Origin of the sequence: Kitasatospora phosalacinea, assembly GCF_000717185.1 — a bacterium.
Lineage (GTDB): Bacteria > Actinomycetota > Actinomycetes > Streptomycetales > Streptomycetaceae > Kitasatospora > Kitasatospora phosalacinea_A.
Window position 1 is genome coordinate 1 of record NZ_JNYE01000009.1, and the last position, 11,866, is coordinate 11,866.

The window sequence follows — 11,866 nt, forward strand, 5'->3', positions numbered from 1 at the left end:
GACCTGCGCGATCTGGCACAACCGCACCACCGGCCAACCCGTCACCCGATCACTCATCGCCTACGACCACTGACCCACTTCGGAACTACTCGTCTAGCGCGGCCCGGCCAGGCGGCCGTCGTGCATCTCCAGGACGCGGTCGGCCCGGCCCAGCAGGTCGCGGTCGTGGGTGACCATGACGGTCGCGGTGCGGTGGGTGCGGGTCACCTCGGCGAGGAGTTCGACGACCTGGGCGCCGCGCTCGTGGTCCAGGGCGGAGGTGGGCTCGTCCACCAGCAGGACCGACGGGCTGCCGAACAGGGCGCGGGCGATGTTCACCCGCTGGCGCTGGCCGCCCGAGAGCTGGTGCGGGCGGCGGCGCAGCTCGGTGCCCGTCAGGCCGACCGACTCCAGCAGCTCCTCGGCCCGGCGGCGGGCCCGGGCCGGGCGGCGGCCGCGCACCGACTCCAGGACCAGCAGCTGCTCGACGGCGGTCAGCGAGGCCAGCAGGTTCGACTGCTGGAAGACGATGCCCAGGCGTTCGCGGCGCAGCGCGGTGCGGTCGCGCTCGCCCAGCGCGCCCGCGTCCACGCCGTCGACCAGCACCTCGCCGCGGTCCGGGCGCAGCAGCGTCGCGGCCACCGCCAGCAGGCTGGACTTGCCGGAGCCGGACGGGCCCGCGACGGCCGTGAACTCGCCCGGGGCGACGGTCAGTTCGACCCCGTCCAGGGCGGTCAGCCGGCTCTCGCCGTCCGGGTAGCTGAGCGTCACGGCGCGCAGCACGAGGCCGGTGCGGACAGAGGAGGCAGAGGGGGCGGAGGGGGTGGAGGGAGTGGAGGTGGCGGTCACGGCGGGGCCTTCCGGGCTCGGGTGGGTGGTCATCGGTGGGCGCCCAGGGCGGCCAGCGGGTCGACGGCGGTGATCCGGCGCACCGCGAGGGCCGCGCCCAGCAGGCCCAGCAGCACCATCGCGGCCACCGGGACGGCCACCGTCAGGAGCCCCACGTCGAACGGCACCGAGGCCGAGGCCAGCGCCCCGCCGCCCGCGCCCAGCGCCCCGCCCAGCAGCGCACCCGCCAGCAGGACGGCCGCCGCCTGCGCCAGCGCGTCCCGCACCAGGTAGCCGCTGGACGCGCCGACGGCCTTGAGCACCGCCACGTCCGGGCGGCGCTGCACCGTCCACACCGTGAAGAACGCGCCGACGACCAGGGCGCTCACCGCGAACAGGAAGCCCTGGATCAGCTGCAGGCTGCCCTGCTCCGCCGCGTACCCGTTGATGCCCGCCAGCGCGTCGTCCAGCGACACCGCCGCCAGGTCGGCGGGCAGGCCGCGCGGCAGGCCGTGCGGGAGGCCGCGCAGCGCCAGGGCGGTGGGCTGCTGCTGGCCGGAGACCCGCTGCCAGGTCGACGGGGTGGTCCACACGCTCGGGGCGTGCGAGAGCGAACGCTCCGCCGTCACCGCCGAGACCGTCAGCTCCTGCGCGCCGAGCGTCACCCGGCTGCCGGGGGAGAGGCGGTACGCGGCCGCCGTGTCGGCGCCGACCGCGAGCTCGCCGTCCGCCGGGGCCGCACCCCGGACCAGCGGCGGCAGCAGCTCCGCGTCCGTGCCCAGCACGCTCACCGAGGCCGCGCCGCCGCCCGCCGTCAGCCGCGACATCGCCACCCCCAGCGGGTGCACCCCGCCCGCCCCCGCCGCGGCCACCGCGGCCCGCTGGCCCGGCGACACCGTGCTGGACGCGAACGACACCTCGGCCGCCGCGCCCGTCGGGGCGCCGAACACCACGCCGTCCGCCGGGAGTCCGGCGATCGCCGAGGACGCCGCCGAGGCGAGGCCGCCGGTCAGGCCGTACAGGAACACCACCAGGGTCGTGATCAAGGTGACCACCGCGCCCATCAGGGCGAACCGCCCGCGGGCGAAACGGATGTCACGCAGAGCGACGAACACGGGAGACCTTTCGGAGGGGGAGGTGGACGGTCCCAGCCTGGACCGGCGCGGCCCCGCCGCCATCGGGGAGACGGACGGAGCCCGCACCCACCGAGGGGTGCACCCGGAAATCCACCGAACGGTTGATGCCGCGGCGGCACCCGCGCCGACCGGCGCCCCGTACCCTCGGAAGGCGTGCCCCGTACCGAACCGCATGCCTCCCCGGCCGGCCCGACGCCCGCGCTGCGCCTGGCCAACCTCGCCGTGCACGGCCTGTTCCTCACCCTGCTCGCCGTCCTGCTCGCCCGCGCCGCCGCCGACGGGGCGCTCGGCCCGGCCGGCTGGGCCACCGCCGGGGCACTCGCCGCCGGGTACGCCGCCGGGAGCGCCTTGCCCCGGAGCCGCGCCCCGCGCGCCCTCGGCGCCGCCTGGCTGCTCGCCGTCGCCGCGCTGTGGATCGCCCTGACCCTCCAGCACCCCGAGTTCAGCTACCTCGCCTTCCCGCTGTACTTCGTCTGCCTGCACGTCCTGCCGCCGCGCTACGCCCTGCCCGCCGTCGCCGCCCTCACCACCGCCGTCGTCGCCGCCCAGGCCACCACCCCCGGCGGACTCACCACCGCCAAGGTCATCGGCCCGCTGGCCGGACTCGCCGTCGCCCTGCTCACCGCGTACGGCTACGCCGCCCTCTACCGGGAGAGCCGCGCCCGCCAGCAGCTCATCGACGACCTGGTCCGCACCCGCGACGAACTCGCCGCCAGCCAGCGCGAAGCCGGCCGCCTCGCCGAACGCCAGCGCCTCGCCCGCGAGATCCACGACACCCTCGCCCAGGGCCTGGCCGGCATCGTCCTGCTCGCCCGCGAAGCGGGCACCGCTCCCGACGCCGCGCCGCTCCTGGACGAGATCGGACGCACCGCCTCCGCCAACCTCGCCGAGGCCCGCCGCTTCGTCCACGCCCTCACCCCGCCCGCGCTCGACGGCACCACCCTCACCGACGCCCTGCGCCGCCTCGCCGACGGCGCGGACGCCGCCTTCCGCCGCGACGGCGACCCGTACCCGCTGCCCGTCGAAGCCGAGGTCGCGCTGCTGCGCCTCACCCAGGAAGCCCTCGCCAACGCCGTCCGGCACGCCCACGCCGCGCACGTCGCCGTCACCCTCGCCTACCTCGACGACGCCGTCACCCTCGACGTCTACGACGACGGCACCGGCTTCGACCCCGCCACCGCGCCCGCCCCCGACTCCTTCGGACTGCACGGCATGCACGAGCGGATCGCCGCGCTCGGCGGCACCCTCACCGTCGAATCCGCCCCCGGCGAGGGCACCGCCGTCGCCGCGGCGCTCCCGCTGCGCGCCGTCGGCCGACCGGCGGGGGCCCCGGCGGGGCGGCCGTCACCCGCGGGGGTGCGGCGGTGATCCGGGTGCTGGTGGTGGACGACCACCCCGTGGTCCGGCGCGGCCTGCGCGCCGTGGTCGAGGAGCTGCCCGGGGTCACCGCCGTCGGCGAGGCCGCGGACGGCGCCGCCGCCCTCGGCCTGCTCGCCGCGCTGCCCGCCGACCGGCGCCCCGACGTCGTCCTGATGGACCTCCAGATGGGCACCGGCATGCACGGCGTCGAAGCCACCCGCCGGATCACCGCCCTCCCCGACCCGCCCGCCGTCCTGGTCCTCACCACCTACTCCACCGACGCCGACATCCTCGCCGCCGTCGAAGCCGGCGCGACCGGCTACCTCCTCAAGGACGCCCCGCCCGAGGACCTCGCCGCCGCCGTCCACGCCACCGCCCGCGGCGAGACCGTCCTCGCCCCGCCCGTCGCCGCCCGCCTGCTCGGCCGGGTCCGGGCCGGGCGCCCCTCGCTCTCCCCGCGCGAGACGGAGATCCTGCAACTCCTCGCCGAGGGCCTGCCGAACCGGCAGATCTCCAAGCGGCTCTTCATCAGCGAGGCGACGGTCAAGACCCACCTGGTGCACGTCTACGACAAGCTCGGCGTCGACTCCCGCACCTCGGCCGTCGCGGCGGGCCTGGCCGCCGGAATGATCCGCGCCGCGGAACGCTGAGCGGACCGGCCCGGCGGCGGGGACCCGACCGGGGCGGGCAGGGAATGTCGGGTGCGGCGGAGGTGCTCCCTCCTAGGGTCGACGGCAGGGAAAGGGAAGGGGAGCCGGGTGCTGGAGCGGTTGAACCAGGCGATGGAGCACGTCGAGGAGCACCTCGACGGGCGGCTGGAGGTGGCCGAGCTGGCGCGGATCACCGCGACGTCGGAGTACCACTTCCGGCGGCTGTTCTCGTCGCTGGCGGGCATGCCGCTGTCGGAGTACGTGCGGCGCAGGCGGCTGACCGTCGCGGCGGCCGAGGTGCTGGCCGGGCAGCCGTCGCTGCTGGACGTCGCGGTGCGCTACGGGTACGGCTCGGGGGAGGCCTTCGCCCGGGCGTTCCGCGCCCAGCACGGGGTCGGCCCCGGCGAGGCGCGGCGCCGCGGGGCGGTGCTGAACGCGCAGCCCCGGCTGTCCTTCCGACTCGTCGTCGAAGGGAGTGCCACCATGCGGTACCGCATCGTGGAGAAGGAAGCGTTCCGGGTCGTGGGGAAGAAGGCCCGCGTCCCGCTGATCCACGAGGGGGTCAACCCGCACATCCTCGAGCACGTCCGGAGCATCCCGCCGGAGACCTCGCGGCGGATCGCCGCCCTCTCCGACCAGGACCCGGAGGGCGTGGTGTCGGCGACCGTGCGGCTGCCGGAGGAGGGGCCGGACGGCTCGGACGGGTTCGCGGAGGGCAGCCTGCTCGACTACTACCACGCGGTGGTGAGCGGGGCCGCCGAGCTCCCCGCGGACCTCGACGTGCTGGAGTGCCCGGCGGGCAGCTGGGCGGTGTTCGAGAACACCGGGCCGTTCCCGCAGGCGCTGCAGCAGATGTGGGCCGAGGTCGCCGCCCGGTGGATCCCGTCCAACCCCTACGAGTACCGGCCCGGCCCGGAGATCCTGCGGGTGCGGCCCGTGCCGGACGACCCGGAGCGGTCGCAGGCCCAGCTGTGGATCCCGGTGGCCCGCACGGGGGTGGCCGGGGCGGCGTGAACCCGCCCTGAGGCGGGCCGCCGGGCGGGTTCCGGACGGTGAACTGCCGACGGCGGCGGCCGAGTTGCCGACGGCCGGAGTCGGCGGAGGCGGAGGGTCGGGGGCGGGCGGTGCGTGAACTCGCCGTTCGGCTGCACGCCGGGGACGCCGAACCGGCCGAACCGGCCGGGACGGCCGCCGCCCGGTGGGAGTACGGGAACGCGGCGGAGGAGCGCTTCCTCGCCGCGCTGCGGCGGGCCTGCTGCGGCGGGCCTGCTGCGGCGACCGCCTCGGCCGGCCGGCCGGCCGACCGGGAGCCGGAGTCGTACCGGGCCCGGGCGGCGGAGCTGCGGGCGGCCGCGGCCCCGCTCGCCGGGGGTGAAGGGGGAGGGCGGGGGTGTGGAAGGATTCGGGCATGGCTGCCCAGCATCCCCGCCCGCCCGCGCGGGTCGGACGGCCCCGCGCGCTGGGGCCCTCGGAGAGTGAACTGTCGCCGCGCGACGAGGTGTTGGCCGCGGCCGCGGAGCTGTTCACCGAGAACGGGTACGCGGCGACCACCACCCGGGCGGTGGCGGAGAAGGCCGGGCTGCGGCAGGCGTCGATGTACCACTACTTCGCGCGCAAGGAGGACATCCTCGCGACCCTGCTGGAGTCGACCGTCGAGCCCTCGCTGCGGCTCGCCACCGCGCTGCTCGCCCGCCCCGGGGCCGACCCGGCCGCCCGCCTGTGGGCGCTGGCCGCGGCCGACGCGGCACTGCTGCACCGCGGCCTGTACAACCTCGGCGCGCTCTACCAACTCCCCGAGGTGCGCGGCGAACGCTTCGCCGGGTTCCGCGGCGCCCGCGCCGAACTCCGGGCCGCGTACGGCGAGTTGCTGGAACTGATCGCCCCGGGCGAGCCCGGCCGGGAGCTGCGCTGCGACCTGCTGCTGGGCCTGGTCGAGGGCGGCGTCGCGGTGGTCCGCGACCGGGGGCGGGGCGGCGGCGAGGACGGGTACGGGACCGCGGAGGTCGGCGCGGCCGTCGCCGACGCGGTGCTGCGGCTGGCCGGGTGCGACCGGGCCGCCCGGGAGGCCGCGGCCCGGGCCGGGCGCGAACTGCCCTGAGCCCGGAGGGGGCGGACGTCCCGGCCCGTCGCCTGGCGGGCCCGGACGTCCGACTGCCGGTGGATCAGGCGAACTGGCCCGGGACGTAGTCGCCCGCGGGCTGCCGGATCAGCACGTTGACCCGGTTGTACGCGTTGATCAGCGCGATCAGGCCGACCAGCGCGGCCAGCTGCTCCTCGTCGTAGTGCTTGGCGGCCTCGGCCCAGGCCTCGTCGCTGACGCCGCCCGCGGCGTCCGCGATCCGGGTGCCCTGCTCGGCGAGCTCCAGGGCGGCCCGCTCGGCCTCGGTGAAGACGTTGGCCTCGCGCCAGGCGGCGACCAGGTTGAGCCGCAGCTGGGTCTCCCCGGCGTGCGCGGCGTCCTTGGTGTGCATGTCGGTGCAGAAACCGCACCCGTTGATCTGGCTGGCGCGGATCTTCACCAGCTCCTGGGTGCTCATCGGCAGGGCGGACAGGCCCAGGGCGTGGCCGGCCGAGTTGATGTGCTTGAGGAACTTCGCGCCGAGCGGGTTGCCGAAGTAGTTCAGACGTGCGTCCACGGTGGTGGCTCCTTGTGGTGTGTTCGGTGCTTCTACAAGGTCTGACCCCGCAGCCATCCCGGGTGTGACAGGTGGCCGGTGTGACGCCCGTCACGCTACCGGCGGGGCGACGTTCCACCGCGCAGGCAGGTCGGAATCGCAGAAGACGCACACGAAGAACCCTTCCCGCACCACGGACACCTCCCCGCAGCCGGTGCACCGGCGGAACACCACCGCCTGGGTGAGACCGCCCGGATGCCCGGCCCCGGCCCGCTCCAGCGCCGCCGCGACCGCGGGCCAGCACGCGGTGTCCGGGCAGTAGCCGGTCGACAGGTTCGACACCTCCACCGCCCGGTGGCCGCCCCCGGCCGGCGCCGCGAACCCCACCTCGCCCGCGCCCAGCACCGCCCCGCCGGCCGCGCACGCCACGTGCTCGCTGCGCCGGTCCGCGAGCCGCAGCACCCCGTCCGTCCCCACCGTGTAGGTGAACGGACCGGCCGCGTCCGACTGCCGGCCCAGCCAGGCGGACAGCTCCGCGGCCGAGGCGACCGGCGTCCCCGGCGGCACCCCGGGGCCCGGTTCGGGGCGGTCGATCTCCACGGCGCCTCCTGCGCTCCGAAGGGCCGTGCCACGCTGGCAGGAGGTCCTGCGGCGGGGACGTAAGGTGGGCGGGCGGGGGCGGAGGAGGAGAGGGATGGTCTTCGACTGGGCGGTGCCGCTGGTCGCCGCACCGATGGCGGGCGGGGCGAGCACCCCCGAGCTGGTCGCCGCCGTCAACGGGGCGGGCGGTCTCGGGTTCCTCGCCGCGGGCTACCGCAGTGCCGGGGCGATGGGCCGGCAGGTCGCCAGGGTGCGGGAGTTGACCGACCGGCCGATCGGGGTCAACCTCTTCGTCCCCGGACCGCCCGCCGCGCCCGGGGCGGTCGCCGCCTACCGGGAGCGGCTGCTGCCCGAGGCGCTGCGGCGGGGCGTCGAACTGCCCGCCGCGATCCCGCCCGACCGCGACGACTGGGACGCCAAGCTGGACGCGCTGCTGCACGACCCCGTCGACTGGGCCTCGTACACCTTCGGCCTGCCCGAGCCCGCCGAAGCCGCCGCCGTCCGCGCGGCCGGCATCCGCCAACTCGGCACCGTCACCAGCCCCGAGGAGGCCCGCGCCGCGACCGCGCTCGGCCTCGACGCGCTGGTCGTCCAGGGCCCCGAGGCGGGCGGGCACCGCGCCACCCACCGCGCCGAGGACGAGCCCGGCACCCTGCCGCTGCTCGAACTCCTGGCCGCCGTACGGGAAGTGAGCCCGCTGCCGCTCGTCGCCGCGGGCGGGCTGGGCGACGGGGCGGCGATCGCCGCGGCCCTCGCGGCGGGGGCGGCGGGCGCCCAGCTCGGCACCGCGTACCTGCGCACCGACGAATCCGGGGCCTCCGCCGCCCACCGCCGCGCCCTGGTCGAACTCGACGCCACCACCGTCACCCGGGCCTTCACCGGCCGCCCGGCCCGCGGGCTGCGCAACGCCTTCACCGAGCGCCACGAGGGGCACGCTCCGGCGGCGTACCCGGAGGTGCACCACCTCACCCAGCCGCTCAGGGCAGCCGCGAGCCGCGCGGAGGACCTGACGGCGATGCACCTGTGGGCGGGCACCGCCCACCGCGAGGCCCGCGAGGGCCGCGCGGCGGACGTCACGCGGGAGCTGTGGCGGGAGGCGCTGCGGAGGGGGTGAAGGGAGGGGCGCGGGGAACTGCGCGCTGCGGTAGTTGCACGTCAGCGAGGTCGCGGGATGGTGCAAGACCTTGTCATGCGTCGCGATCTGGCTGTGGGCGCGTGGTCGGCCGCGCAGTTCCTCGCGCCCCTGATGTCGCGTTTCCTGGTTTCGGGTTTCAGCCCAGCAGGTCGGCCATCCAGGACTCGACGGCGGCGGCCTCGCGGGGGAGGGCGCCGGACATCAGGCGGGCGCCGTCGGCGGTGATGACGAGGTCGTCCTCGATGCGGACGCCGATGCCGCGGAGCTCGGGCGGGAGGGTGAGGTCGTCGGGCTGGAGGTAGAGGCCGGGCTCGACGGTGAGGACCATGCCCTCCTCCAGGACGCCGTCCAGGTAGGTCTCGGCGCGGGCCTTGGCGCAGTCGTGGACGTCGAGGCCGAGCATGTGGCCGCTGCCGCAGAGGGTGTAGCGGCGGTAGAGGCCGGAGTCCTCGTGCAGGGCCTCCTCGGCGGGGACCGGGAGCAGGCCCCACTCGGCGAGGCCCTCGGCGATGACGCGCATGCCGGCGCGGTGGAACTCGCGGAAGGAGGCGCCGGGGCGGAGGGTGGCGATGCCGGCGCTCTGGGCGGCGAGGACGAGGTCGTAGACGTCGCGCTGGGCGGGGGTGAAGGTGCCGGAGAGGGGGAGGGTGCGGGTGATGTCGGCGGTGTAGAGGGTGTCGGTCTCGACGCCCGCGTCGAGCAGCAGGAGCTTCGCGGGGTCGAGCGGGCCGTCGTTGCGGATCCAGTGCAGGACGCAGGCGTGGGCGCCGGAGGCGACGATGGTCTCGTAGCCGGTGCCGTTGCCCTCGGCGCGGGCGCGGGCGTTGAAGGCGCCTTCGACCAGGCGTTCGCCGCGGTGGTGGCGCAGGGCGGCGGGCAGGGCGCGGACGGCGTCGGCGAAGCCCGCGGTGGTGTGGTCGACGGAGAGCTGGAGCTGTTCGACCTCCCAGGCGTCCTTGACCAGGCGCAGTTCGGCCAGGGCGGCGGCGAACCGGCCGTCGTGCAGGGCGCGTTCGGCGCTGGGGCGGCCGGCCAGGGCGTCGAGGACCGGGTCGACGCCGGTCAGCACGCGGGTCGGGACGGAGCCGGTGAACAGCTTGGGCAGGTCGTCGAGGTGGGCGGTGCGCAGGCCGGTGAGCCGGGCGGCCTCGCCGAGGTCGGCGCGGCGGCCCACCCAGAACTCGCCGTAGCGGCGGTCGCGGTAGAACTCGGCGGAGCCGCCGGCCCGGTCGGAGCGGGGGCGCAGGTAGAGGACGGGTTCGCCGTCGGGCTCGACCACCAGGACGTGGCCGACCTGCTCCTCGCCGGTCAGGCCGGTGAGGTGGGCGTAGGCGCTGTCGGGGCGGAAGCGGTAGTCGCAGTCGTTGCTGCGGACCTTCAACTGCCCGGCGGGGACGAGGAGTCGTTCGCCGGGGAAGGCGGCGGCGATCCTGCCGCGGCGGCCCGGGAAGCGGGCGTAGCCAGGGACGCGCTCGTCGGCGGGCAGCGGGGTGGCGGCCCACTGGCCGGCCATGTAGGCCTCCAGCGCGGGGGTGACGGGGAGGTCGTGGCTGCCGGTGTTCAGGGTGGGCTGGTCGGCCATCGTCGGGGCTCCTCTGACCTGGGTGAGCTGGGACAACGTGCTAGGCGGGAAAACGACTTGCACCACGGGGGAGGGTGCTGCAACGACACGGGTCGGTAACGGTCCCGCTCCCTCGTTGCGCAGTGCAATTTCACATTACTATGTTACGGGTCACACCTCAGAGCGGGCCAGACCCCGGGCGGCACAGATCCCCCGTTGAACGGCAGACCGGCCCCCATTCCCGGAGTTGCACATGAACAGGCGTTCCCACGCCGCCCTCACGGCGGCCATCGCGGCATCCCTCACCCTCGGCCTCGGTGCGTGCAGCAGCAGCGACAACGGCGGCGACAACGGCAGCGGCGACCAGCAGGGGGTGGTCACCGAGGGCAACGGCATCGTCGGCGGCACGCCGGTGAGGGGCGGCACCCTCACGATCCTGTCCAACCAGGACTTCGACCAGCTCGACCCGGCCCGCAACTGGACCATGCCGGTCATGGACGTCGGCGTCCGCATGCTCTACCGCACCCTCACCACCTTCAAGGCCGCCCCCGGCGCCGAGGGCCTCAAGGTCGAGCCCGACCTCGCCACCGACCTCGGCACCCCCAGCGACGGCGCCAGGACCTGGACCTTCCACCTGAAGGACGGCCTCAAGTACGAGGACGGCACCCCGATCGTCGCCGACGACGTCAAGTACAACGTCGAGCGTTCGTTCTCCCCCGAACTGGCCGGCGGCCCCGACTACGCGGCCCGCTACCTGGCCGGCGTCGACGGCTACCGGGGCCCGCTGGGCGGCCAGCGCCTGGGCAAGGAGTCCATCGAGGTCCCGGACGCCAGGACCATCGTCTTCCACCTCGAGCGCCCGGTCGCCGAGTTCGCCCAGACCGTCACCCTGCCGACCTTCTCGCCCGTCCCGCGGGCCAAGGAGACCGGCGCCAACTACTCCAACCACCCGGTCTCCTCCGGCCCGTACAAGATCGAGAGCTACGACCGCGGCAAGCGCATGGTCCTCGTCCGCAACAGCAACTGGGACGCGGCCTCCGACCCCGTCCGCAAGGCCTACCCGGACAAGATCGTCGTCGACCAGACCCTCAAGGGCACCGGCATCGCCGACCGCCTGATCGCCGACCAGGGCGACGACAGGAACGCCGTCTCGTACGTCGACCTGACGCCCGCCAAGATGTCCGAGGTGCTCACCAACCCGGAGGTCAAGAAGCGCCTGGTCAGCGAGAACGGCGGCTGCACCACCATGCTCGACATGAACACCACCAAGGCGCCGTTCGACAACGCCAAGGTGCGCCTGGCCATGCAGTACGCGGTGGACAAGGAGTCCTTCGCCGCCGCCATGGGCGGCCCGGCGTTCACCGACGTCGCCACCACCTACCTCCCCCCGGCGCTCACCAACGGCGCCCCGGTCGACCACTTCATGATCGAGCCCGCGGGCGACCCGGCGAAGGCCCAGCAACTGCTCGCCGAGGCCGGGTTCCCGAACGGCTTCGACACCGAGATGGTCACCTCCACCGGCGGCAAGCAGCAGGCCGAGGCGATCCAGGCCGCCCTCAAGCGGGTCGGCGTCAACGTCACCATCACCACCGTCGACCCGACCGCCGTCAACTCCATCGTCGGCGACAAGGACAAGCAGCCCGGCCTGGCCCAGCTCGGCTGGTGCCCCGACTACCCGTCGGCCGCCACCTTCCTGCCGATGATCTACGACGGCCGCCAGATCAAGGACAAGGGCAACAACGGCAACATGACCCGGTACGACGACCCGGCCGTCAACGCCGAACTCGACCGGATCGCCGGCCTGTCGGACCTGCAGCAGGCCAACACCGCCTGGCTCGCCCTCGACGCCAAGATCATGGACGCCTCGCCCGCCGTCCCGCTGGTGTGGCAGAAGAAGCCGCTGCTGGTCGGCTCCAACATCGCCGGCGCCTTCGGCTCGCCGATCTGGTCCGCGCAGATCGACTACGCCAACATCGGCCTCAAGTCCGTGAAGTAAGGCGGGA

General features: G+C 75.3%; 11 protein-coding genes. 6 read left to right on the forward strand and 5 right to left on the reverse strand.

What is annotated here, in order from left to right; all coding sequences use genetic code 11:
* Positions 1-93: 93 nt before the first annotated feature.
* Complete coding sequence (locus OO57_RS05560) at positions 94-828, reverse strand: ABC transporter ATP-binding protein (RefSeq protein WP_234337235.1); 735 nt, start codon at positions 826-828, stop codon at positions 94-96.
* A gap of 29 nt (positions 829-857) precedes the next feature.
* Entirely contained in the window at positions 858-1,922 is a 1,065-nt protein-coding gene (locus tag OO57_RS05565) for an FtsX-like permease family protein (protein ID WP_033251148.1), read from the reverse strand.
* A 174-nt stretch (positions 1,923-2,096) separates the two neighbouring features.
* Between OO57_RS05565 and OO57_RS05570 the strand changes: the two genes are divergently transcribed.
* The 4 genes from OO57_RS05570 to OO57_RS05585 all read left to right on the forward strand — a co-directional run bounded on the left by OO57_RS05570 (position 2,097) and on the right by OO57_RS05585 (position 6,050).
* Complete coding sequence (locus OO57_RS05570; protein WP_063737500.1) at positions 2,097-3,311, forward strand: sensor histidine kinase; 1,215 nt, start codon at positions 2,097-2,099, stop codon at positions 3,309-3,311.
* Positions 3,308-3,952 (forward strand): response regulator, encoded by a 645-nt coding sequence (locus OO57_RS05575; protein WP_033251149.1) that lies wholly within the window; start codon positions 3,308-3,310, stop codon positions 3,950-3,952. Before OO57_RS05570 ends, OO57_RS05575 begins: the two co-directional genes overlap by 4 nt.
* Before the next feature lie 108 nt (positions 3,953-4,060).
* Positions 4,061-4,966 carry an AraC family transcriptional regulator gene (locus OO57_RS05580; protein ID WP_033251150.1) on the forward strand — a complete coding sequence of 302 codons (906 nt, stop codon included), beginning with the start codon at positions 4,061-4,063 and terminating at the stop codon, positions 4,964-4,966.
* 394 nt (positions 4,967-5,360) lie between these two features.
* Positions 5,361-6,050 (forward strand): TetR/AcrR family transcriptional regulator, encoded by a 690-nt coding sequence (locus OO57_RS05585; RefSeq protein WP_051776643.1) that lies wholly within the window; start codon positions 5,361-5,363, stop codon positions 6,048-6,050.
* Positions 6,051-6,114: 64 nt separating this feature from the next.
* Here OO57_RS05585 and OO57_RS05590 read toward each other — a convergent pair whose 3' ends face one another.
* Together OO57_RS05590 and OO57_RS05595 are read right to left on the reverse strand one after the other, a co-directional pair.
* Positions 6,115-6,588, reverse strand: a complete 474-nt coding sequence (locus tag OO57_RS05590; RefSeq protein ID WP_033251151.1) for a carboxymuconolactone decarboxylase family protein — start codon at positions 6,586-6,588, stop codon at positions 6,115-6,117.
* A 90-nt stretch (positions 6,589-6,678) separates the two neighbouring features.
* Positions 6,679-7,167 (reverse strand): hypothetical protein, encoded by a 489-nt coding sequence (locus OO57_RS05595; RefSeq protein WP_081973473.1) that lies wholly within the window; start codon positions 7,165-7,167, stop codon positions 6,679-6,681.
* Between the two features lie 94 nt (positions 7,168-7,261).
* Between OO57_RS05595 and OO57_RS05600 the strand changes: the two genes are divergently transcribed.
* Complete coding sequence (locus OO57_RS05600; RefSeq protein WP_033251152.1) at positions 7,262-8,281, forward strand: nitronate monooxygenase; 1,020 nt, start codon at positions 7,262-7,264, stop codon at positions 8,279-8,281.
* A gap of 157 nt (positions 8,282-8,438) precedes the next feature.
* On the opposite strand, the gene OO57_RS05605 is transcribed toward OO57_RS05600, so the two are convergent.
* Entirely contained in the window at positions 8,439-9,884 is a 1,446-nt protein-coding gene (locus tag OO57_RS05605) for an aminopeptidase P family protein (RefSeq protein ID WP_033251153.1), read from the reverse strand.
* A gap of 232 nt (positions 9,885-10,116) precedes the next feature.
* Between OO57_RS05605 and OO57_RS05610 the strand changes: the two genes are divergently transcribed.
* On the forward strand, positions 10,117-11,859 hold the full coding sequence (locus OO57_RS05610; RefSeq protein WP_033251154.1) for an ABC transporter substrate-binding protein: 1,743 nt from the start codon (positions 10,117-10,119) through the stop codon (positions 11,857-11,859).
* The last annotated feature ends 7 nt before the right edge of the window (positions 11,860-11,866 follow it).

Excerpts from the sequence above, each read along its gene's own strand:
- OO57_RS05600 (WP_033251152.1), top strand. The coding sequence starts at position 7,262 with ATGGTCTTCGACTGGGCGGTGCCGCTGGTCGCCGCACCGATGGCGGGC.
- OO57_RS05585 (WP_051776643.1), top strand. The coding sequence starts at position 5,361 with ATGGCTGCCCAGCATCCCCGCCCGCCCGCGCGGGTCGGACGGCCCCGC.
- OO57_RS05605 (WP_033251153.1), bottom strand. The coding sequence starts at position 9,884 with ATGGCCGACCAGCCCACCCTGAACACCGGCAGCCACGACCTCCCCGTC.
- OO57_RS05610 (WP_033251154.1), top strand. The coding sequence starts at position 10,117 with ATGAACAGGCGTTCCCACGCCGCCCTCACGGCGGCCATCGCGGCATCC.